Annotated in this window: 32 protein-coding genes and 1 other annotated feature; of the genes, 22 read left to right on the top strand and 10 right to left on the bottom strand. The window is 34.5% G+C overall.

Going from position 1 to position 20995, the window contains the following annotated elements; genetic code table 11:
- Positions 1-74: 74 nt before the first annotated feature.
- Positions 75-239, bottom strand: coding sequence for a hypothetical protein (locus BKP35_RS19270; protein ID WP_169819105.1), 165 nt, complete (start codon positions 237-239; stop codon positions 75-77).
- 289 nt (positions 240-528) lie between these two features.
- Between BKP35_RS19270 and BKP35_RS00475 the strand changes: the two genes are divergently transcribed.
- The 20 genes from BKP35_RS00475 to BKP35_RS00400 all read left to right on the top strand — a co-directional run bounded on the left by BKP35_RS00475 (position 529) and on the right by BKP35_RS00400 (position 11880).
- The gene (locus BKP35_RS00475; protein ID WP_071311430.1) at positions 529-978 is read left to right on the top strand and encodes an RDD family protein; all 450 of its coding nucleotides are present in this window, start codon (positions 529-531) and stop codon (positions 976-978) included.
- A gap of 141 nt (positions 979-1119) precedes the next feature.
- On the top strand, positions 1120-1884 hold the full coding sequence (locus tag BKP35_RS00470; RefSeq protein ID WP_245741815.1) for a sulfite exporter TauE/SafE family protein: 765 nt from the start codon (positions 1120-1122) through the stop codon (positions 1882-1884).
- Between the two features lie 112 nt (positions 1885-1996).
- A complete protein-coding gene (locus tag BKP35_RS00465) occupies positions 1997-2263 on the top strand; it encodes a DUF4190 domain-containing protein (RefSeq protein WP_071311428.1) in 267 nt (88 codons plus the stop codon).
- Positions 2264-2317: 54 nt separating this feature from the next.
- Complete coding sequence (locus BKP35_RS00460) at positions 2318-2938, top strand: hypothetical protein (protein WP_071311427.1); 621 nt, start codon at positions 2318-2320, stop codon at positions 2936-2938.
- A gap of 86 nt (positions 2939-3024) precedes the next feature.
- Positions 3025-3444, top strand: coding sequence for a hypothetical protein (locus BKP35_RS00455; RefSeq protein WP_071311426.1), 420 nt, complete (start codon positions 3025-3027; stop codon positions 3442-3444).
- 391 nt (positions 3445-3835) lie between these two features.
- Positions 3836-4441, top strand: coding sequence for a DUF4304 domain-containing protein (locus tag BKP35_RS00450; protein WP_071311425.1), 606 nt, complete (start codon positions 3836-3838; stop codon positions 4439-4441).
- A gap of 123 nt (positions 4442-4564) precedes the next feature.
- Positions 4565-5149: a hypothetical protein gene (locus BKP35_RS00445; RefSeq protein WP_071311424.1), complete on the top strand. Its 585-nt coding sequence runs from the start codon at positions 4565-4567 to the stop codon at positions 5147-5149.
- A 159-nt stretch (positions 5150-5308) separates the two neighbouring features.
- Positions 5309-5440: a hypothetical protein gene (locus tag BKP35_RS20025; protein ID WP_281244165.1), complete on the top strand. Its 132-nt coding sequence runs from the start codon at positions 5309-5311 to the stop codon at positions 5438-5440.
- Positions 5441-5494: 54 nt separating this feature from the next.
- Positions 5495-5695 (top strand): hypothetical protein, encoded by a 201-nt coding sequence (locus BKP35_RS00440; protein ID WP_071311423.1) that lies wholly within the window; start codon positions 5495-5497, stop codon positions 5693-5695.
- 221 nt (positions 5696-5916) lie between these two features.
- Positions 5917-6576: a hypothetical protein gene (locus tag BKP35_RS00435; RefSeq protein ID WP_071311422.1), complete on the top strand. Its 660-nt coding sequence runs from the start codon at positions 5917-5919 to the stop codon at positions 6574-6576.
- Positions 6577-6702: 126 nt separating this feature from the next.
- On the top strand, positions 6703-7095 hold the full coding sequence (locus BKP35_RS00430; protein ID WP_071311421.1) for a hypothetical protein: 393 nt from the start codon (positions 6703-6705) through the stop codon (positions 7093-7095).
- Positions 7096-7304: 209 nt separating this feature from the next.
- The gene (locus BKP35_RS00425) at positions 7305-7637 is read left to right on the top strand and encodes a hypothetical protein (protein ID WP_071311420.1); all 333 of its coding nucleotides are present in this window, start codon (positions 7305-7307) and stop codon (positions 7635-7637) included.
- Positions 7638-7700: 63 nt separating this feature from the next.
- The gene (locus BKP35_RS19265; protein ID WP_169819104.1) at positions 7701-7865 is read left to right on the top strand and encodes a hypothetical protein; all 165 of its coding nucleotides are present in this window, start codon (positions 7701-7703) and stop codon (positions 7863-7865) included.
- 113 nt (positions 7866-7978) lie between these two features.
- Positions 7979-8143, top strand: a complete 165-nt coding sequence (locus tag BKP35_RS19260) for a hypothetical protein (RefSeq protein ID WP_169819103.1) — start codon at positions 7979-7981, stop codon at positions 8141-8143.
- A 42-nt stretch (positions 8144-8185) separates the two neighbouring features.
- Positions 8186-8473: a TIGR04104 family putative zinc finger protein gene (locus BKP35_RS20230; RefSeq protein ID WP_071311419.1), complete on the top strand. Its 288-nt coding sequence runs from the start codon at positions 8186-8188 to the stop codon at positions 8471-8473.
- A gap of 98 nt (positions 8474-8571) precedes the next feature.
- Positions 8572-8949: a TIGR04104 family putative zinc finger protein gene (locus tag BKP35_RS20225; RefSeq protein WP_169819102.1), complete on the top strand. Its 378-nt coding sequence runs from the start codon at positions 8572-8574 to the stop codon at positions 8947-8949.
- A gap of 365 nt (positions 8950-9314) precedes the next feature.
- On the top strand, positions 9315-9713 hold the full coding sequence (locus tag BKP35_RS00415) for a hypothetical protein (protein ID WP_071311418.1): 399 nt from the start codon (positions 9315-9317) through the stop codon (positions 9711-9713).
- A gap of 342 nt (positions 9714-10055) precedes the next feature.
- Positions 10056-10583 carry an RNA polymerase sigma factor gene (locus BKP35_RS00410; RefSeq protein WP_245741814.1) on the top strand — a complete coding sequence of 176 codons (528 nt, stop codon included), beginning with the start codon at positions 10056-10058 and terminating at the stop codon, positions 10581-10583.
- On the top strand, positions 10570-11358 hold the full coding sequence (locus BKP35_RS00405; protein ID WP_071311416.1) for a hypothetical protein: 789 nt from the start codon (positions 10570-10572) through the stop codon (positions 11356-11358). The genes BKP35_RS00410 and BKP35_RS00405 overlap by 14 nt, the downstream gene beginning before the upstream one ends.
- Before the next feature lie 12 nt (positions 11359-11370).
- A complete protein-coding gene (locus tag BKP35_RS00400) occupies positions 11371-11880 on the top strand; it encodes an RDD family protein (protein WP_071311415.1) in 510 nt (169 codons plus the stop codon).
- Positions 11881-12007: 127 nt separating this feature from the next.
- Positions 12008-12340 (bottom strand) — a sequence feature (16S ribosomal RNA rRNA prediction is too short).
- Between the two features lie 439 nt (positions 12341-12779).
- Here BKP35_RS00400 and BKP35_RS00395 read toward each other — a convergent pair.
- Positions 12780-13010, bottom strand: a complete 231-nt coding sequence (locus BKP35_RS00395) for a hypothetical protein (protein ID WP_071311414.1) — start codon at positions 13008-13010, stop codon at positions 12780-12782.
- 150 nt (positions 13011-13160) lie between these two features.
- Between BKP35_RS00395 and pdaB the strand changes: the two genes are divergently transcribed.
- The gene (gene pdaB, locus BKP35_RS00390) at positions 13161-13919 is read left to right on the top strand and encodes a polysaccharide deacetylase family sporulation protein PdaB (protein ID WP_071311413.1); all 759 of its coding nucleotides are present in this window, start codon (positions 13161-13163) and stop codon (positions 13917-13919) included.
- Between the two features lie 261 nt (positions 13920-14180).
- On the opposite strand, the gene BKP35_RS00385 is transcribed toward pdaB, so the two are convergent.
- The gene (locus tag BKP35_RS00385) at positions 14181-14789 is read right to left on the bottom strand and encodes a KinB-signaling pathway activation protein (RefSeq protein WP_071311412.1); all 609 of its coding nucleotides are present in this window, start codon (positions 14787-14789) and stop codon (positions 14181-14183) included.
- A gap of 180 nt (positions 14790-14969) precedes the next feature.
- Between BKP35_RS00385 and gerD the strand changes: the two genes are divergently transcribed.
- Positions 14970-15581, top strand: a complete 612-nt coding sequence (gene gerD, locus BKP35_RS00380; protein ID WP_139192781.1) for a spore germination lipoprotein GerD — start codon at positions 14970-14972, stop codon at positions 15579-15581.
- Between the two features lie 96 nt (positions 15582-15677).
- Here the strand turns inward: gerD and BKP35_RS00375 are convergent, their stop codons facing one another.
- From BKP35_RS00375 to BKP35_RS00345, 7 genes are all read right to left on the bottom strand, one after another.
- Complete coding sequence (locus BKP35_RS00375) at positions 15678-16733, bottom strand: Mrp/NBP35 family ATP-binding protein (protein ID WP_071311411.1); 1056 nt, start codon at positions 16731-16733, stop codon at positions 15678-15680.
- A 170-nt stretch (positions 16734-16903) separates the two neighbouring features.
- A complete protein-coding gene (gene cwlD / locus BKP35_RS00370) occupies positions 16904-17620 on the bottom strand; it encodes an N-acetylmuramoyl-L-alanine amidase CwlD (RefSeq protein ID WP_071311410.1) in 717 nt (238 codons plus the stop codon).
- A 62-nt stretch (positions 17621-17682) separates the two neighbouring features.
- Positions 17683-18117 carry a DUF2521 family protein gene (locus tag BKP35_RS00365; protein WP_071311409.1) on the bottom strand — a complete coding sequence of 145 codons (435 nt, stop codon included), beginning with the start codon at positions 18115-18117 and terminating at the stop codon, positions 17683-17685.
- 237 nt (positions 18118-18354) lie between these two features.
- Positions 18355-18747, bottom strand: coding sequence for a 30S ribosomal protein S9 (gene rpsI / locus BKP35_RS00360; RefSeq protein WP_071311408.1), 393 nt, complete (start codon positions 18745-18747; stop codon positions 18355-18357).
- A 19-nt stretch (positions 18748-18766) separates the two neighbouring features.
- Positions 18767-19204: a 50S ribosomal protein L13 gene (rplM, locus tag BKP35_RS00355; protein WP_071311407.1), complete on the bottom strand. Its 438-nt coding sequence runs from the start codon at positions 19202-19204 to the stop codon at positions 18767-18769.
- Positions 19205-19364: 160 nt separating this feature from the next.
- The gene (gene truA / locus BKP35_RS00350; RefSeq protein WP_071311406.1) at positions 19365-20108 is read right to left on the bottom strand and encodes a tRNA pseudouridine(38-40) synthase TruA; all 744 of its coding nucleotides are present in this window, start codon (positions 20106-20108) and stop codon (positions 19365-19367) included.
- A gap of 88 nt (positions 20109-20196) precedes the next feature.
- The gene (locus tag BKP35_RS00345; RefSeq protein ID WP_071311405.1) at positions 20197-20994 is read right to left on the bottom strand and encodes an energy-coupling factor transporter transmembrane component T family protein; all 798 of its coding nucleotides are present in this window, start codon (positions 20992-20994) and stop codon (positions 20197-20199) included.
- Between the last annotated feature and the right edge of the window lies 1 nt (position 20995).

Genomic DNA, 20995 nt, shown 5'->3' with positions numbered 1-20995 from the left:
CATACAAGGATGTTAGCCCTAGGATTAAACATTTCGTTTTATTTAAGAATTACTAACAAATGATAAATTAAAGGCTATTTCTTATTTACGCCTTTATCTAAGCTATCAATATGAACAAGAATTGTTTTATGAGCACTATCAAAGCTACTTTCGACTAATTCACAGCCACCATTGCTGTATATCCAAAGAATTTTGTATTCTTTACCTTCAAAATACACAATATCACCTATTTGAAACATTAACCCTCCTGTAAAGACCTAGGGCTAACGGTAATAACTATAAAGTAAATAACAATAATTAGATACAGGTCTAAAGACCTATGTGATGTATATTTCAACTATTAGTAGAAATTTTATTGGTACGTTTTTAAATATAATATACAAACGGAGTCGATAGCAGAACAGGAAAGATTATCAGCGTATAGCATAAGTAATAAAGGTTTAAACCTGATTAAATTTCGTAACATAAAATTGGAAAAATGTGTTATCATTAAATGTACATCATGATTTCAATATGAGGGGGCATTTGATGTTAACAAGTAATCCCGCTGGGTTTTGGATTCGTTTTTTTGCACTTATTTTGGATGGGATTTTTATGTTTATAGTGATAGGAATTATTGCTACGATTGTTTATGGACAGTTTTACATTGAAAGGTTTACGGTCCTCGATACTTTCGATTTTTTATACCATTTGTTATTGCCAGTATTTTGGTACGGTTATACGGTAGGTAAAAAAGTGCTCGGGGTACGTATTGCACGGCTGGACGGTGAAAAGGTAGGTTTAGGAACGATGTTGATGAGAAATGTTGTGGCAGGTCTCGTTTATGCTTTAACCTTTGGAATTGCTGTCATTGTTAGTGCCTTTATGGTGGGGTTACGAGAAGATTCACGTTCTGTGCATGATTTTATTGCGGGAACATATGTGACGTACAATCCTCCTGAAGAACTAGATAATGTATATGGAAACGACCATTATTAAAATAGAGCGTGATAAGTTTTCGGAAAAGAGTTTATTGGGTGAGCGATTTTGTTTGTATTCGCACGCCCATTTTTATTTTTCGTTATTAAGAATGTTGGTGTTGCTGAAGTATTAGATTTATAATTTAATAGATTGTTATAAATGTTTATTAGAGAAAGAGGATTAATTTTTATGCCATATGAATTGTTGTTAATTGTGATCATTATTTTGATCGGTAGTTTTATTCAAGGGGTTAGTGGCTTTGGCTTTGGACTTTTTGCGATGGGGTTTTTGCCGCTTTTTTTTACTGTAAAGGAAAGTGCTTTATTTGTGATGTCGTTGGCGGTTGTCGTCTCGGCTTGCATTATTGCAAGAAACTATAAACATATCGTGTTGAAGGCGGTATTAATACTTTTAGGGGCATCACTTGCCGGAAGGGTTATATCGTTTTTTATTTTAAATGCCTTTGGTGAGATGGATGTTATGAAAAAGTTATTAGGTTTGTTTTTAATTGCGATGGTGATTTATCTTTTCTTTAATAAAAAAGAGCCGTCAGAAGCGATGATGAAAAGACCGATCATACCACTTATTTTCGGATTTTTCGGCGGTTTTATAGGTGGAATTTTTGCAGTTGGTGGACCGTTTTTCGTGTTTTATTTTTTGCTAGTTTTTAAAGATAAATATAAATATAGTGCCAATTTACAAGCTGTGTTTTTTGTGAATAATGCCTTTTCATTAATGCTGCATGGATTTAATGGCGATTTTAACTCTGAGTTTCTTCTTTACTTTTTAGTCGGAGTTGTAACTGTCGTTATTGGATCAAATATTGGGATGAAAATGTTTGATAAGCTACCGCGAGAGACGATTAAAAAGTTTGCGATGTATGTTGTATTAGTTGCGGGGTTAAATTTAATTATTTTCTCGTAAGTGGCCGCTAGCAAATGTTTTTTCTTAAATGGTTACGTTCGAAATGTTATACTAGTTAATGAATTTCATCATTCGATATTTTTAGAAAAATCCCAAAAAAGGAGAAATTTAAATGGCTGAACAACGTCAAACAAATCGCTTAGCGATCATCGCTCTAACACTTGGAATTCTAGCTATATTTTTACCACTGATGGGACTGCCGCTAGGTCTTATTGGTATTATACTTGCTTTAATTGCTAAAAAAGATATCGAAACTAAAAATCAAGCTGGAAGAGGGTTTGCGGTCGCAGGACTTATTTGTAGTTCTGCCGGGATCCTCATTCAACTCATTATAGTTATCATTAGCTTTTTGTCTTTTTTCACAGCACCAGTTGGATAGAATAATCCACTTGTAAAGTTTGACACCAGTTCAAATATTGAGAGGGGTTTGGTCGTGAAAAAAATAGGATTGTTGTTTTTGATTGTTTTATTTGGTGTAATGGTAGGTTGCATCACTAAAGCAGATGTACCGCCTCACGAAGAAGTGGAACGTAAGGCAGAAGAAGTTTTAGGAGTGAACATCTACATCCCAGAACATCCGAAATACGTTATTGGGACATCTGCGATTGGTTACGGTCGTGATCTAAGTAATATTGAAGAATTAAAACGTGGAAAACCGAACAGCATAAGTGTCGAGTTTTTTATCGAAACTGATGATAGAATGGATTTCACCGAGGAAATGATTGCTGAAGTTGAGGAAGCAAATCTCATTGAGTTTATTCATAACGAACAATTTGATGCAGGGAGCATCATTAGCCTTTCCGTTGTTTTAAATTTAAATAAAGAACCAATGTATTTTAAAGAAATTGAGATCGAGGGGAAAACGGTCAACTATGAACATGTGGAGGCTGATGAGAGTGTCTATGAATCTTTGGATTTAGATCCTAATGACGTTGCTATGTTCTTCGTCATATTTGACGACTTTGCTTATGATATCATTTATAGATTAAAAGATGGCAACACATTTGACGATGCGAAACAATTCGTGTCCTCTATCATAAAAGAATTAAATTAATAGAACGATAGCAGCATGGGCTTTGACTTTAGCGACGGCCTTTCAAAGAATATTGAAATCCAGGGGATACGGGGGAAGTTTTAAAAATGAAGTATTTTTTTATGACATTTATTATATTATTTTTAGTCGGTTGCCAAACTGAAAACAGTCCGTTAGATGCGCTAACTGAAATCTACGAAAATGACGGTTACGCAGAAGTTTTGGATGTTTATGAAACGGTTGACGTAGATGAAGGTCGAGTTCTTATTGTTTTCCATGGAGAGTTAAATGGGAAAACCGAAACTTATGTAGCTTATATCATCAAGGAAAGTGGAGTTTGGCAAGTAAATAGTGCGACGAATATTGGTTTGCCAACGAACGGACATTTAAACGGTGGTTTTGGAACCGATGATTTTTCCGCGGGCTATTTTGTTGGTGAACGGCCACAGAACATCGTTAACGAAGATAATGTAGTAATTGCTGAATTAGAAAATAGTGATTATAAAATTTGGATTGAAGTAAACTAAGGTAGCGTTTCATACGGAAACAACGCACAATATATTAAAATTGGAAAAAACTTTAATGGTCCCGTTTTTGAAAGAGGTTGCTGGCAGTACATGTTAAGTGTTGATAGTAGAGTATCTGATCAAGTAATTCCTGAGGTAGTGGTCGAGAACACAAACAAAGAAAATGTAGTTTAATTTGCCTGTCAAATTGTTCGTTAATTTGGTGGGCGTTTTTATTGATAAAAACACAAAAACTTACAAGGGAATTGGTTTTTTATGTTAATATTACAAGGAGTATAACGATAGGTTTGTGAATATTTTCACTTAAACTAACGAAGCAGGATAGTGGAACAAGCTTTATGGAGAAAATAGGTTTAATTAAACTAATATACATTCAAAATGAGGTGGTAAATTGGCTAACCTACAAAAAGAATTAGACCAAATAATAAAAGACGCTATTACCCCCTTAATAAAAACAAAGGGTTTTAAAAAACAAGGGAGAAATTTTTTTAAAGATTTAGGGAAAATTGGATGGTGCTTCAATATTCAATCAAGTTTATATAGCCATCAAGAAAATGTGAATTTTACATTTAACGTAGGAATATTTGTCCCTAGTGCTTATGAAATTTACTATAATGAGCCAATACCTAAGTTCCCTAAAGAATATCATTGTATTGTCCGTAAAAGGATAAGTGAGTTAAAAGATGTTTCTAAGGAAGCGTGGTATTCATATAACGAAAATGTCATCAGTGATAAACTCTTTAAACAGTTGAAAGCAGATATGGAAGGTTATATATTACCGTTTTTCAATATTGATACTATCGATGAACTAATCAACTTTATGTTGGATGGTGAAAGGTGGGGACCACAAGGAAAAGCAATGTTAATTATTATTTTGAAACAAAATGGTTTCGAACAAAAAGCACAGACCCTTTTTGATGAACAGTTCCAATATTCAAATGAACAATATAAAGAGTATCTAAAGGGTTTAGCTAATAGAATTGGATTGGCTTATTGAAGTAACGGATGAGATAGCACAAGAAGTTATCGCTGCTCTTGTTGCACAAACGAAGCAGAATACCTGAACAAGGATAAACAAAATATTAGCATTAGAAACAATTTTATTGGAGGGCTATATTTGATGACTGATAATCTTTTTCAAAAAATTGTTACAAACACTGAAATTGTCGATACACTTTCAAAATACTATGATTTTGAAATAGTAGACCCTGCTACAAACTCGAATGATTACTTTTTCAAAGCTGATGAGGAAATTACTGTAATAGCGGAAGATGCCTCTGGTGGTGTTTTTGCTTTGTTCCATTCTCGGGATGATGATTCATTACCTGTTGTATATATTAGTTCCGAAGGGCAAGCAGGGAAAGTTGGCAGAAACTTCGAGGAATTCCTTAAAATAATGATTGTATGTCCTTATTGGAGAGACTTACTAAAGTTCTCGAATGATGGACAATTATCCGAAATGATAAAGGCTCAACCATTTTTAGTAGATGACACCTTAGAAGATTTCCCCGAAATCATAAGCGTTAAAGATAAGGTTTTATCCGCACTATCTTTAAATGACGTTGTTAATCCAGTTGAAATGCTACACAAATCAATAGTTTCAGAGCCTCGTGTTAGCATTTTTTCTCTTGAAGATGAGAAATTTGAGTCACTATTTAATTCGTTTGTGGTCACAGATAATCCTTTATGGAAAAGGAAAATGTAATTATAAAAAACAGCGTGGCTTTCTTATTCAAGTAACGGAGAGCGATAGCATAATAAAGGTTATCGCCATTTCTTTGTAGAAGTAAAAACTAGCGGTGTAAAGCTGTGAGTATTTTGAAACGTCAACTACTTTGTATAACTGACGGAAAGGGACGATAATATGGAATTTGTTATAGCATTTGGAGTTTTTGTAATAGCAATTTCTTGTCTATCTATTGATGGGAAATTGAGAAAAAACATCGAACAAAACCAAGAAATAATAGAGTTATTAAAAAAGGTTAAAGAAAAATAAGTATCAGTAGCTATTGCACTAACGAGAGCTTTTATTCACAGAAGGGATGGCATTATGGAAAAGGAAAAACTTATAAAATTATTAATTAATGAAAAGATTGATGATGCTACCCGTGATGACTGTGCCATTTACCTTGCCAAGTTCATTGATGATGAAGTTGTTTCAACATTAATTAATGTTGCTAATGATTTAAGAATTGAAGAAATGATAAGAGCAAGTTGTGGTGAAACATTAGCTGAAATTTGGTTGAAATGAATAAAATAAATTACGATGTTCTTAATAGCCTTGAAGAACCTGCTCGTACAGAAGTTCTTGGGTATTTTAAACATAATAAGCCTGAATGGTATTTAGAATTTGAAAAGCGTTATTAAGCTAACGGGTGGCTTTTCTACAATAAGTTGAGACGCAGTTCGCAAAGTTTGAAAGGAGAGATAAAGGCAGCGGAAACAAACTTTTTCTACTAGGGAGTTGTTGAAATGATTGAAAACAAGAAATATTTTTATTGGTCGATAGGTATCATCTTAGTTGTGATTTTCCTCAACTTACCATACCCACATACTCGACCGTTAGCCGAGACTGTTTTGGTGAGCTTAAATGTCCCTTATCGTTTTTTTGGAGGATTTCATTATGTGGGGATTTTTTCGCTCCTTCTTGTCATTATTAGTTTGTTCCTACTGTCTAACTCTTTGAAAAAGTATAGAGGGCGTTTTGTTCTCATCGCATTTGTGGTTATGATGGGTGGACCAGTCTTTTTAGTTAGTATCTATCAACAAACAGTCGCAACTGGTATTCATGCAGTTTCTTATGATCGCCAGGCAAGTAATTGTAATTTTACGATAATTGATGATGAAACATTAGTAGGCTCTTGTAAGCTTCCGTTTGTAAATCATAGTAGAAAGCCAGTTGAATTCACAGTAGAGTTTTATGATCGTTTTCGTTTTGAGGATGACCCTCAAATGCTCACTCTAATGAATCATCACGGGCTACATGAAGTTACTCTTTCTGGGAAGCAAAGAAAAACTGTTTATGTAGAAACCGAAATTGATATCTCAACATTGGAAAACCATATTTGGGGCGGAACAGCTAACGGCGTTGACATCATTCTGAAGTCTGGGAAAAGTAAAAGAGAGTTATAAAATAGTAAACTAGTCAAGGAAAAACCGCTTGTGAAGAAAACTAGTTAAACAAACGGGTGCTTTAGTGAAACAGGCTGTAACAGTCGTTGTGTACGAACGAACAGTTTAGTTTAGGGGAGGGATAATTTGTTATATGTAATTTTTTCTATAGAAATTCCCGATGAAATTTTTCTCTTTTTTATGATTGTTATATTTATAATTTTTGTGATTTATCGTTTTATGAAAAGAAATATCCAATGTGTGAATTGTGAGCAGCAATTTGCGAAAAAAGACATTAGGAGCCCTTTTAGTAAAAAATCGACATTATGTAAAACCTGTGGAACAGAGCATCAGGTAGAAAAGAAATTTATGGATATTATGTTTATCATTTTATTTATTAATTTACCTAGCGTATATGTAATTCCATTATTTGATTTAGATAGATTTTTTAGCTTTTGGGTTTCAATGTTAAGTTCATTATTGTTATTCTTTATCATATTTTATTTCTTTCCTTTTTCAATTAAGAAGAAATCGATGTGATTACAGCCAACCTAAATGTACCACTATTGACGTTCTACAAGTAACGGTGAGCGATTCTTTAATAAAGGATCGCTATTTTTTTACCAAAATAAAGGAAATTAATGTTAATATTGAAATATATTTAACGGTTGATCAACAAACGAAGCAGTGATACTTCAAGAAGGAGTAATTTCTAATAATTAGATTTTCGATAGTAAATAACGAAAGAGGTGAAAAAAATTAATAAACAAATTAGTATTATTAAATTAGCTGTATTATTGATTATTTTAATGCCAATTATGTACGGGATTAGCTATTTATATGAACATACTGGAAGTGCTGGAATAACAATGAGTATGATGACAGAGGAAAAAATTTTAGTTGACGACAAGCATTACATTATTTTAAGAAGCGAAAATGACCCTAATTACAAAATGAAAATTGAAGTACCAGCAACGACTTGGAGTCTTGTAGAAGAAAATGGAAAGTATACAATTAGATACTATAAAAGACTATTTGATAATCATTATAAACTCAAAACCATTGACCATGAAAAGGACTAATTAATTTATCTTACTTTTCACTAACGATAAGCGTTAGTGGAAAAGTGAACGGAGTGTTGTTAAATGAGCCTGGGACGTTATCTCCTTTTTGCGGTGCCTATTTATTTTCTGGTTTTTATCTTTATTGGTTTATTTGTTGAAAATCACACTTTGTACTCTATTTTATTAGGATTAGGTTCAGGTTTAATGTTCTTAATCGGTATGAAGATGAATGTCAATCGTTTATAGTAAACAGTAAAAAACTTTACCGTAACTTAAGCATGTGAAGTACTGTACCTAAACTAACGAGAGTTTAGTGAAATATGTCGCAGTTGTTGTAAGAAATATGGGAGGGAAAATAATTGGAATTAAATATATTAACCTTAGTACTACTATTTTCGATAGGTTTGGGTATAGGTTGGTTGTACAAAATTAGTAAGTATTCCGAATACCAAGTTGAACAAAACAAAAAAATTATTAATTTATTAGAACAACTTACGAACAAACAAAACAATAATGGTGAATGACATTCTTCAACTAACGGGTGGCTTTAATGGAGGAGATAGAATATGAAACTACAAAAATGTAATGTGTGTATGCATCAATTTGGGTGGAAAAAAACTTATAAATCGGTATTTTTCAAGGGATGGGAAATGCAATGTAGTAAATGCGAAACACACTATGTATTAGATTTACGTTCCAAGTGGATTTTCTATTTTACACCCTCTCTTGTAATTATAGCATTAAATAATTTATTCTCCTTTGATTTTTACATTACTCTTTTTGGGACTTTTTTTTCATTAATTCTCATTTCATTTCTCTTTCCATATGTGATGAAGTTTAGTCCAGATATTTAAAAGTTTTTTTACATAATATTTTCTTCAACTAAATGTGAGCTTTACATAAATAACAGAGTTATGAATTCATAAAAACTAATTTACTTGGTTTTATAAAGGTGGTTGGGGAAATTAAACTCAATAAATGCAAAGAGTGTAATCATAAATTTGAATGGAAAAAAATCTATGTATCTCTTTGGTCCAATAGTTGGACCGAAAAATTTATTAAATGCAGTAAATGTGGAACCAAGCATATCTTAACTCCTCGTTCAAGATATGCTCCATCAGCTTTCATACTGTTACTTCCGTTGATGTTATCTAACTTAATAAGAAATTATTATCAAATTCCATTTACGATATTTAATGCTTTTATTATTGTATCTACAGGTCTCATTTTTATAATTTTAGTGTCATTAATCGTTCCATTTTTTGTGAGGTATGAAAGATTAAAAAATATTAATATTGATTTGGAATGTGAAACAAAGCACTTAAAGTAACGGAGGCAAGAGTTTAACAAGCTGTCGCTGCTGTTTCGGTGCTAACGAGCAGGAGTGTAAAAAATGATTTTATAGAGGAGAATGATAATGTTAAGTAATATAGGGCTTCCAGGTTTGATGTTAATTTTATTTATATTAGCAGTAATTGTGGGCGGTATCTCTTTATTTTTTTATTTACTATTTAAAATTGCTAAGAAATAGCATTGTGAAAAAGCACACTTAAAGTAACGAGTGCTTTAGTTGAGGAACTGTTGTAATCGCAGGTCCTACTGTTGAAGTAAAAAGCAGGTTAATTAAACAAGCTCTACTTCTCTTTACGCTAATAATTGAATATAAATTAGTAGGAAATAAAGGGAGGGTATGAATTGAAAAGTTTCTTAATACTTATGCTTATAACAATTGCGTTATCTGCTTGTAATAGTGGGCAACAATTGAAGATGGATGAAGAGGGACAACTTTATATAGGAAGTCCAACCGCTTATGAGATTTTATCCAAGAACAAAAAAGAAGATATTTTCCTTATGAATGAAGTGGTTTACGTTAATGCTGAAAAAATTGATTGGGTAAAAAAAAAAAAGTTGACATTGGGAAATGTAGTTTTAGAAATAGTGAGACAATCAAGTGATGGCGAAGATTTCACAGAAGGTACAGCAACAAAATTACCCGTAGGAACAAAAATCTATAAGCCAATTGAAAAAGGTGATATATATATCGCCATTGTAGAGGGAAGAGAAATAAGATATTTGGGTTTACGTGAAGGATAAGAAGTTTCTTATTGAAGTAACGAAAGCGATTGTGTAACAGGCTGGGACAGTCGTTGTGTCGCTAACGAAGCAGTTTAGTAAAAATTTTGAGTTGCAATGTGCAACTCTTTTTTTATTGCTGTACGTTAAAAAATTTTAATAATAGAAATGCATCACTCGTTTATATTTTTATTAGACTATTTGTTCTAGGGTATTAGAGAATTGTTTTAAAAATAAGTGGTAACCTCATGAGTAACGAAAAAAAATAAAATAAAGTGAAACTTTTTAGATACTTGATCGTCTTTAAAGAAACAATTTTTTATCTAAGACAATAATATGTTGTCCTACAAAGAGGTGAGCAACGTGGATGAGGACTTAAAAAAACAAAAAATTCAAGAATGGTATCAATTATATAGCGATGACATTTATCGTTTTGTTTTGATGATGATTGGTGATCATGATCAGGCTAAGGATTTAACTCATGATACTTACTTAAAGGCTTACAACAGTTTCGAATATTTTCAAGGTGTAACAAGTGACAAAAATTGGTTATATCGGATCGCTCGTAATGTAACGATTGATTATATGCGAAAAAAGAAACCGATTCGTTTTATGATCGAATCATTTTCAACGTTTCCATCCGAGGAGAATTGCCCTGAAAAGATTATGGAACTGGGAGAAAACGAAGAACAACTGTATCGTTGTTTAAAAAAATTGAAACGCTCTTATCAAGATGTCATCATTTTAAGGAAAATTAAAGAGCTCTCGATTCAAGAAACTGCGGAAGTTCTTGAGTGGAACGAAACAAAAGTGAAAAATACACTATTTAGAGGGTTAGCAGCGTTAAAGCAACAAATGGTTAAGGAGGGATATAACCATGAAACCATATAACGATCAAAGTGAATTTGACCGAACTTTTCAACGCCTTGATACCACCAAATTTAACGAGAACGAGAAAAAGGAGGTATTTTCAACGATTATGCATAGTTTAGATCACTCAAAAAGAAAACGAAGGCATACAAATATTTTTAATCACGTATTTTCAACAGTATTCGTAGCATTGTTTGTACTGATTGGAGGATACTTTTTAGTAACTGAAGTCATTTTCGATGGACAACCGAATCAAGGTGCAGTTTATGAAGAAAGAGATGAGTTGGAACAAATTTTAAGTCAGGAATTAAATTCAAACGTATATGTACCTTGGCATGAAGATTTCCCAGCGAAAACAGGTATTGTTAAATACTCGACTGTTTTTCAAGATAATACTCCTACAAAAGGAGAACCAATAAGTGCAACTGTTTATTATTTTGTAGAACAAAATGATGATAATCAATTAACGAAAGAAGAAACATTGCATTTTGAAGAAAGAAACCGAAGCGAAGTTGTTTTTGGAAGTTTATACAGTGAATCCGCTATGGTCACTGTCGATATTTTTACAGGATCAGCACCAAGCATGGAAGATGCCGTGGAAATTAATATTGAAGGCAAAGAGGTACTATACAGCTATATTGAGAGAGAGCCGAATGATACGGCTTGGTTTGCGTTAGAATTTAACGACGTTTGGTATGTTTTCTTGCACAAGTTAGAGGAAGTCACTACGGAAGATGATGCGATGAATTTTGTAGAAAACTTTATTCAACGGCTGAATACATTGGTTATAAATTAGGAGGGGATTATTTTGGATCAAAAGTGGATCGAGAAAATGTTGGACGAGAAACATTATGCAGGGATAGTTAGTCGCTTAGTCGCATTCTTTTATGACCTGGTGGCTTTAGTAGTTACATTTATTGTCGTAGGAAATGTAATGACAATGTGGCTGGTTGTACAAAGTAACTCCCCAATGACAGAAGATGTTTCACCAATGGGAGCACTTAGTGGCGTAAATTTAACAGAGCTTAGGGCTTATATTTATGAACACGAATTTCATCTTATGGTGATTAATTGGATCGTTATAGTCCTAGCTTTGTTGTTAATTCAATATATTTTCCCGATGTTCAAAAGACAAACGATAGGTATGAAAATACTTGGTTTATATTTAAAAGACGAGAAGGCACAAGACATTACGAAAAAACAATATTTAAAAAGGGAATTATTTAAGCTAATTATGTTCCCGACGATCTTTCAAATGTTTGGGAAGGAAAAGAGACCTCTTTATGATCGAAGAGCGAAAGTTTATTTATTGAAGTAGAAAAGTTAAATAGGAATTTACGGGTTATCGCTCTTCTCTTGTTGAAGTAACGGAAGCGCGCGACAAGTTCTGTTATAAACGCTTTCCAGCGTGAAAATACAGGAAGTTTACTAGAAAAACTTCAACTTTACAACTGAGGATTGGAATGAAGGAACCAAGTTTCCTGAAACAATCCCATCAAGACAGTGTGGCCGATCACCCTCTCAGGTCGGCTACGCATCGTCGCCTTGGTAAGCCGTTACCTTACCAACTAGCTAATGCGCCGCGGGCCCATCCCGTAGTGTTAGGTAAACCCAACTTTTACTTTAGAACCATGAAGCTCCAAAGATTATCCGGTATTAGCTTCGGTTTCCCGAAGTTATCCCAGTCTACAGGGCAGGTTGCCCACGTGTTACTCACCCGTCCGCCGCTAAGTTTTAAAAGCAAGCTTTTAAAACTCCGCTCGACTTGCATGTATTAGGCACGCCGCCAGCGTTCGTCCTGAGCCAGGATCAAACTCTCCATAAAAGTGTTTGATAAAGCTCAAAATAAAACATTGACGAGATTTTTATATCTCTTTTAAAGTTTCAGACCTCACTATCAAGTGCTGTCTTCCACCTTTCTTAATCCGCTTGGCTGTGTGTTCAGTTTTCAAAGGACGATTTAATTTCATTCCGTTTCCGGAACGTCGTTGTTACTTTTTTGCAACAAGAATTATATAATAACACCTTATCTCTTGTCAGTCAACAACTTTTTAAAAAATCTTTAAATGTTTACATCGCTCAACAGCGACTTAATTAATGTAACATTTATAAACTTTTAAGTCAATATGTTTTTGAAGTTTTTTTAATTACGTCTCTGTCTGAACAGCGACAAATAATAATATAACAAAATATCAACTTAGTGTCAATAATTTATTTTCACACTTTTTGGGAGCGCTGATTTTTATTCCTAATATATTTATAACACTCATTTGGTGATGCGAAACGCTTATATAAACCAAAAATTATTTTGTACCTTTCTTCCATAGCTCTTTTTACAATCCCATCAATTCTTGAATCTGTTAAATCTAATAGTAACTCCTCTAATTCTCTTTTTAACATATATTCAATTTCTTGCGATTCTTTATAATTTAGCATGACTCCTAACATACAAATCGTCCTTTCAGTTATTGAATAATGAATGAGCGTACAAAAGTTATCTACTCTTGTGAAATTATTTTCTAATTTCACGTAATTTATTCATATCATCTCTAAAAAAGGCATACATATAATGCAAATAAATGGACAAGGAGGTTTAGTATGAACTTTATATGGATTTGGAACGGAAAGAGAATTAAGCAATATATGATTGTTGTAATTGCGGCCTTTTTTACCGCTGGGATCTTGTTTGTGGAAAGAAGTCAAGTTACTGTTTTTTCACCATCAACTGAAACTTCAGCTATTTATAAAGCGGAAATAAAAGAAAAGAAAGTTGCTCTTACGTTTAATATTAGTTGGGGAGAAGAGAAAGCAATACCTATTTTAGATGTACTTAAAGAAAAGGATATAAATAATGCTACTTTCTTTTTATCAGCGTCCTGGGCAGAAAGGCACCCTGATATTGTTGAAAGAATCGTTAAAGACGGACATGAAATTGGCAGTCACGGTTATCGATATGAAAATTACCCTGGCTGGGACGACGATAAAGTTCGTAAAGATATCCAAAGAGCTCACCAAACACTTTACGATTTAACCAACAAAGCGCCAACACTTCTCCGCCCGCCTAACGGTAATTTTGATAAGAGAGTTTTAGAAATTGCTGAAGCGCAAAAGTATAAATTAATCCACTGGAGTGTAAACTCTCACGACTATAGTAACCCAGGCACTGACCAAATCGTAAGCAATGTAATGGACAATGTCAGTGGTGGGGATATTGTTTTATTCCATGCTTCCGATACAGTAAAGCAAACACATAAAGCATTACCTACTATAATCAATCAGCTCAAAAGCAAAGGTTATAAGTTCGTATCTGTATCTGAATTAATCGCAAATACAGACACGAAAAGTGAAGAAATTTAAATAGATGTAAACGAACATGATTTTTCACTGTATGTCAATGAATTTCATAATTCATTATTCTCCCCACTAAGGTCAATATATAATTGCGTCAAAACCATTCTCAAACTATATATTGCGTGATAGCTCATTTTTGGTAATTATGAAATTCACTCATGTAAGTTTAACTTATAAATTCTTCAAAAAAGGTTAGTTTCTACTTAAATTAACGTAATGAGCGAATCGCTTTTCATTACATTATTTTAGTAAAAACTAACCTCTGTTTTATTTGCTTTCCTTTTTTGATATAAGACGGTGCAAAATTAGTAACTGCCAAGTATTAGCTACAATAATTGGTGTTAAGTACACCCATAACCATTTTGGATCATTTACACGTAAAGCAGGTAACCATTCCACCGTTGTTACAACAATAAGGAAAAATAACGCTGGAATAAATGCTCCAAAATTCGTTTGTTTACTTTTAATGTAAGCAATAACTAAACCATAGATAAGTAAAAACAATGGAACTAACGTATACCCTAAAAACGTTTCTCCCTCTGTCGCAAAGGCTGTATAACGGAAATACACAAGACCTTGAAGAACAAAGGCAACTAAAACTATTTGAATCATACTCCACGTTTTCGCAGTTTTAAAAACTCCTAAAGCAAATCGGTGAACCGTTAAATAAGCAAAGAACCCCATCTGGCTTATTAAACTCCACATCGCACCGATACCAAATAACCATACTAACACGAGAATAAAATCAACAAACTCTCCTGCCATTAAACCTTCCCAATATGTTTGAAAATCTAATAATATACCTACAATAAGGCCACTAGTAGCACCTATTAATAACGTTGAAAAAAATAAAAAAACTACCTTTCTTGAATTCACGCTAAGGTTTCCTCCATCTAATATAATTTTCGAATTGATTGTATCAATATAGTAATTAAAAAGCTAGTAATCAGCTTAGCCTATCTATTCATTATTTTTTCAATTCCAACAATACAATGGATAAACTTTGCTCTTTTGTATCATATTAAAACTGAAATGATACGGAAAGGGGCGAATACCTTGAAAAGCTTTATGAAGCTCCTCTTATTAGTAACTATAATTTTAATGGCTAGCTGTGCCACAGTAGAGGATCAAGGAAATCAACCTGACTATGAGAGCACTAAACAGATGATGGTTGATATGCTAAAAACTGATGAAGGTAAAGAAGCAATTCAGGAGATTTTAAAGGATGATGAGGTTAGACAAGAATTAGTTATGGACCAAGCTTTTGTTAAAGAAACGATTCAACAAGTATTAACATCTGAACAAGGTAAAGAATTTTGGGAAGAGGTCATGGAGGACCCTGAGTTCGCGAAAGCTTTCGCCGAAAGTATTCAAGAACAAAACCAAATATTATTAAAAAGTTTAATGAAAGATCCAGAATATCAAGAGATGATGATGGATATTTTACAAGACCCAGAAATGGAAGAAGCCGCTCTCGATTTGATGAAAAGTAAAGAATATCGTCAGCAAGTTATGAATATTATGGCAGATGCGTTTGAAAGTCCTTATTTTAAAGCACGTGTCAATGAAATTTTAGGTAAAGTCGCTAGTGAACAAATGGAAAAAGAGGCAGAGGATGACGAAGACGAGGAAGAGGACGACGATGAAGAAGAAAATGGAGAAGAATAATAATTAAAAGAGGCTTAAGCAAGAAGGGGCTGTCCCAAAGTGTCCAACACTTATGGGACAGCCCCTTTACTGAGCTAGCCTCTTTTTTCACATTTACTACTTATCAATTTTATCAATGACCTTTTGTGCCATTTTCATATAAATTTCTCCGATTGAATGTTCAGGAGCGTAAATCGATGGTGCAAAATCTTCTTCGTCAATTTCAGGTTGTCCAAGTGGAATTTGTGCTAAAATATCTGTTTTTAATTCTTTTGCTAAGCGCTCTCCTCCACCTTGGCCAAAAACAAACTCTTTTTCACCAGTTAATTGGCTTTTGAAGTAAGCCATATTTTCAACGACACCTAAAATTTCATGATCCGTCTTTAATGCCATTACCCCCGCTCTTGCAGCAACGAATGCTGCTGTCGGATGTGGAGTTGTGACAATAATCTCCTTACTGCTAGGAAGCATTTGGTGAACATCTAATGCTACATCACCTGTCCCTGGTGGTAAGTCTAAGATTAAATAATCTAGATCTTCATCCCACTCTACTTGAGTAAAGAAGTTATTCAACATTTTACCTAGCATTGGTCCACGCCAAATGATCGGCGAGTTATCTTGAACAAAGAAGCCCATTGAGATTACTTGAACGCCAAAGCGCTCTACAGGGAAAATTCTCTCTCCTTGAACTTTCGGCTTCTCTTCAATTCCCATCATATCCGGAACACTAAAACCATAAATGTCGGCATCAATTATACCAACCTTTTTCCCTAAACGTGCTAATGACGTAGCTAAGTTTACAGATACTGTTGATTTGCCTACGCCCCCTTTACCACTTGTAACAGCAATAAATGTCGTTTTAACACCTTCGTCTAATAAAGACTTAGGTTGACTTCCTGGAGCTTGTCCTCCATGTTTAGCAACTTCCTCATCTGTCATCTGTTCGAAACGCAAACCAACAGATTCTGCCCCTGCGCCTTTAACCGCATTTACAAGCTGTTGTTGCATCATCATTTGTTCTTGTGTTCCAACTTGAGTAATTGCGACCTTTAAGCTTACTAAATTTTCTTTAATGTTTATTTCTCTTATACCATCAATTTCAACAATGCTTTTATTTACAAACGGTTCTTTTACGTCTTTTAAAGCATCTAATATTTTTTCTTGAGTAAGCAAAGTAAACACCACCTTTATGTATTCGATTACATCTGTTAGTATAACACAGATCACTAAAATTGATTGAATATGTGCCTATGAAATTTATCCCTATACAAGAAAAGCGCAAGCACCTTGGTAAGCCCTGAAAAGCGTCGGCGCCTTGTATAAATAAAAAAGCACCCTCTGTTTTAAGAAGAAGGTGCTGGTTCATTAGTAAAATAACGTAATATTCCTTGGTAAATTGACGCAGCTACTTTTTGTTGATAAGCTTCGGTATTTAATAATTCAGCTTCAGTAGGATTAGACAAAAATCCAACTTCAACTAATGCTCCTGGGATTTGCGCATGTTTTAATAAATAAACACTGCCGATCGGTTTCGCTAACCGATTAGTGTTTTCTAAATTGTCCCGAATCTCTTCTTGAATAAATCTTGCTAATTCTTCATTTTCGGCCGTTGTTCTATTGTAAAATGTTTGCGCGCCCGCCCAACGAGGTGACGGGATCGCATTAAGGTGAAGGGTTACAAATATATCTGCACCAGTATCATTAACGAGTTGAACTCTTCTTTTTAAATCTTGAATTTTTCTATTTCTAACACCCTTAGTTGTTGCATCCGCCAAATCCTTATCTTCTTCTCTAGACATGATGACTAGAGCACCTGATTGCTGTAGGTAATCCCTCAAAATTAAGCTAATATCTAAAGCAACGTCTTTTTCTAAAAGGCCACCTTTTGAGCTGGCTCCACCATCTATACCACCATGCCCCGGATCAACAACGATGATCTTCCCTGATAACGGAAGCGACCAAGTCGACCCAGAGTCTGTACTTATAAATTGATATTGAATAATAAATAATAATAGCACAAAACCAACCGCAAAAGCGCCACCCTTCAACCACTTGCTCATAGCTTTCCCTCCTATCGTCTCCATACATTATATTTGGACAAGGAGGAAAATATGAACGTTATTTAGTGTAACTTCATACGGTAACGCTTTTCACCTTCTTGAAAGCCTTTTTCCCACCAATAATGAATAAAACTTTCACACAAATGATAAAAATGATCATCATGACCATTTTTAAAAACCCAACCAGAAAGCTGGTTATATAAATGATGTATATGCTCATCGTATTCTTGCTTACAACGCTTACGAACCAGTAATTCAGACTCGCCAAAATAGCCAAAACGGCTAAATTCAGCACCTAATAAGTAGGCATCAATAGCAAAATCAACACATGCATCTTCTACAAAACCACTACCTATTTTTTGGTTTTCGAAAATTGAAGGGAAATGGTTATGAACATTGCCTCTTATCGCCGATAAAGAAAGCTTTCGTAAAACTTGTCGCTCAAAATTCCATTGCTTTTTTCTTCTACGATCTTCAAATGTTGTGATCACATTCATTACATCGTCCCTCCTTTTTGTTGTTAGTTTCAAGCAAGAAGGGTTTGTTAATGCTATGGAAATAGCGACTTAAAAGGTAAAAAAATACAAAAATACTATAGCGACACCCCGCCACTATCTAACGTAAAAGTTCGAGCGTGGGTATCCTAACAAACTAGCCACTAACCACCAAACCAACTTTCAAACAAAAAAGACCCCCAAAGCATAGAGCTTTGAGAGCCTTGAAACGTAATGGTATTAACGTTTTGAGAACTGAGGTGCACGACGTGCTGCTTTAAGACCGTATTTTTTACGCTCTTTCATACGTGCATCACGAGTTAAGAAGCCAGCACGCTTTAATGTCGCGCGGAATTCTGGATCTGCTCCTAAAAGTGCACGAGCTACTCCATGACGGATAGCGCCCGCTTGTCCAGTGTATCCACCACCGTCAACGTTTACTAATACGTCATACTTTCCTACAGTTTCAGTTTCTACAAGTGGTTGTTTAACGATAAGCTTTAATGTTTCTAATCCGAAATACTCGTCTAAGTCGCGACCGTTGATCACGATACGTCCATCACCAGGAACTAAACGTACACGTGCAACAGAGTGCTTACGACGACCAGTACCGTAATATTGTACTTGTGCCAAAGAAAACCCTCCTTATATATTAACCGCGAAGTGTGTAAACTTCTGGTTTTTGAGCTTGGTGTGGATGTTCACTACCAGCATATACATGTAATTTCATACCTTGCTTACGTCCTAAAGTGTTTTTAGGAAGCATTCCTTTAATCGCTAACTCAAGCATTTGAGTTGGACGATTTGTGCGCATTTCAAGCGCAGTTCTTTGCTTTAATCCACCAGGGTGGTTAGAATGACGGTAGTAAATCTTATCCGTTAACTTCTTACCAGTTAAATGAATTTTTTCAGCATTAATAATAATTACGTTATCACCTGTATCCACGTGGGGAGTAAACGTTGGTTTATTTTTACCACGAAGGATAGAGGCCACTTCACTAGCTAAACGACCTAAAGTTTGACCTTCAGCGTCGATAACATACCATTTACGATCAGTTTCGTTTGGCTTTGCCATATATGTCGTACGCATGCTTTGTTTCCCTCCTAAAGCTTTCACATTCAAAATTAATATTTTTTCTTTCAACGTGTCTAAAGTAACATTCTACAACCCGGGGCTAGTGGGTTTTAGAAATACCATAGATCATCTTATAACATCTAGAGCACAATGTCAACAAAATGTTACACTAGGATCAGTTGTTATAATTTACTTGCCATAAAAATAAGCCATGACCAGGTGCCGTATGACCAGCACGCTCTCTGTCTTTACTACTTAATACGGCAACAATATCTTCTGAATTTCTTCTTCCCCTACCGACTTCAAGTAGTGTTCCGACTAGGATCCTTATCATATTACGTAAAAAACCATCGCCTACAAAGCGAAACTCTAGTTCATCTTCGTGTTCAATAATATCAATAGAATAAATCGTTCTCACTTTGTCTTCTTTGTCGGTCTTAGCTGAGCAAAAAGACGTAAAATCATGAGTGCCTAAACAATGATTGGCAGCCTTAACCATGTTTTCAACAGATATTTGATAAGGATAAAAATAACGGTAGTGTCGTCGGAAAATATCTATTCGTCTCCCCCGTTGTACGAAATATCGATATTCTTTACTAACAACATCGAACCGGGCATGGAAATCGTCGTTAGCTTCAATTATTTCTATCACAGAGATATCAGCGGGAAGGACCGTTTGAAGGGCATTATGCCATCGTTCCAACGGAATTTGAAGTGGTGTATCAAAATGAAACACTTGTCCTTTTGCATGGACTAACGTATCTGTCCTTCCTGAAGCGTATATTTTTATTTCTGAGCCTTTATGAAGCTTTTTTAAGCCATTTTCAATTTCTGCTTGAACCGTTCGTCCTTTAGGTTGAATTTGAAATCCATTAAAAAAGGTGCCATCATACGCTATTTTACATTTAATTCTTTTCACTTCTACACAATCCTCTCAAGAAAAGCGTAAGCGCCTTAGTGGCTAGGCGTGAAACTAGACCACTTTTTTAAATAAACGCTTACTTAAATTATGACCTTAAAAAAAGTAAGATAAAACCAATTGTAGTGATTGTTAGTACGGCCATAGTATCTTTTTTCATCCATACAAGTTCTCTCAGTTTCGTCCGTCCTTCACCACCCCGATACCCTCTTGCCTCCATCGCTGTGGCTAAATCTTCGGCACGGCGAAACGACTGCATAAACAGTGGAACTAACAAAGGGACAATCGCTTTTATACGCCTTGTAATGGGGCCCCCTGTAAAGTCAACTCCTCTAGCCATTTGTGCCTTCATTATTTTTTCGGTTTCTTGTAATAAAGTAGGAATAAACCGTAAAGATATTGACATCATTAACGCTAATTCATGGACTGGTACATTAAATCTTCGTAATGGACCAAAAATACTTTCTAAGCCATCTGTCATTTGAATCGGTGCTGTCGTTAATGTTAATAAGGTTGTCATCATAATTAATAACAATAATCTAAACGCAATAAATAACCCTTGTATAATTCCGCCTAAATAAACTTCAAACCAACCGATCGCAAATAATAATTCGCCTTCTTTTGTAAAGAAGGCATGAAGAATAAACATTGCAATAACTAACAAAAAAACCGGCTTCATTCCTTTATAAATATAATTTGGAGAGACGTTAGAAACAAGCATTGCCACTAAAACAGCTAGAAATAATATTAAATACGTCAACCAATTATTAGCTAAAAAAACAATTAGAACGAATAAAAATGTTGCTGTTAATTTACTACGAGGATCAAGGTCATGGATAAAAGAATTCCCTGCTACATATTGTCCGATGATTATATTTTGAAACACG

Source organism: Anaerobacillus arseniciselenatis (assembly GCF_001865995.1).
Lineage (GTDB): Bacteria > Bacillota > Bacilli > Bacillales > Anaerobacillaceae > Anaerobacillus > Anaerobacillus arseniciselenatis.
Note: the sequence above shows the minus strand (reverse complement) of the source record. Positions and strands in the feature narration are given on the sequence as shown.

Bases quoted from the DNA above. Each gene is read 5' to 3' on its own strand.
- BKP35_RS00405 (WP_071311416.1), top strand. From the start codon at position 10,570: ATGAAACCATATAACGATCAAAGTGAATTTGACCGAACTTTTCAACGC.
- BKP35_RS20025 (WP_281244165.1), top strand. From the start codon at position 5,309: ATGGAATTTGTTATAGCATTTGGAGTTTTTGTAATAGCAATTTCTTGT.
- BKP35_RS00475 (WP_071311430.1), top strand. From the start codon at position 529: ATGTTAACAAGTAATCCCGCTGGGTTTTGGATTCGTTTTTTTGCACTT.
- rplM (WP_071311407.1), bottom strand. From the start codon at position 19,204: ATGCGTACGACATATATGGCAAAGCCAAACGAAACTGATCGTAAATGG.
- pdaB (WP_071311413.1), top strand. From the start codon at position 13,161: ATGAACTTTATATGGATTTGGAACGGAAAGAGAATTAAGCAATATATG.
- BKP35_RS00445 (WP_071311424.1), top strand. From the start codon at position 4,565: ATGACTGATAATCTTTTTCAAAAAATTGTTACAAACACTGAAATTGTC.
- BKP35_RS19265 (WP_169819104.1), top strand. From the start codon at position 7,701: ATGAGCCTGGGACGTTATCTCCTTTTTGCGGTGCCTATTTATTTTCTG.
- BKP35_RS00435 (WP_071311422.1), top strand. From the start codon at position 5,917: ATGATTGAAAACAAGAAATATTTTTATTGGTCGATAGGTATCATCTTA.
- cwlD (WP_071311410.1), bottom strand. From the start codon at position 17,620: ATGAGCAAGTGGTTGAAGGGTGGCGCTTTTGCGGTTGGTTTTGTGCTA.
- BKP35_RS00470 (WP_245741815.1), top strand. From the start codon at position 1,120: ATGTTTATTAGAGAAAGAGGATTAATTTTTATGCCATATGAATTGTTG.
- BKP35_RS00395 (WP_071311414.1), bottom strand. From the start codon at position 13,010: ATGTTAGGAGTCATGCTAAATTATAAAGAATCGCAAGAAATTGAATAT.
- BKP35_RS00440 (WP_071311423.1), top strand. From the start codon at position 5,495: ATGGAAAAGGAAAAACTTATAAAATTATTAATTAATGAAAAGATTGAT.
- BKP35_RS00365 (WP_071311409.1), bottom strand. From the start codon at position 18,117: ATGAATGTGATCACAACATTTGAAGATCGTAGAAGAAAAAAGCAATGG.
- BKP35_RS19270 (WP_169819105.1), bottom strand. From the start codon at position 239: ATGTTTCAAATAGGTGATATTGTGTATTTTGAAGGTAAAGAATACAAA.
- BKP35_RS00455 (WP_071311426.1), top strand. From the start codon at position 3,025: ATGAAGTATTTTTTTATGACATTTATTATATTATTTTTAGTCGGTTGC.
- BKP35_RS20230 (WP_071311419.1), top strand. From the start codon at position 8,186: ATGAAACTACAAAAATGTAATGTGTGTATGCATCAATTTGGGTGGAAA.
- BKP35_RS00465 (WP_071311428.1), top strand. From the start codon at position 1,997: ATGGCTGAACAACGTCAAACAAATCGCTTAGCGATCATCGCTCTAACA.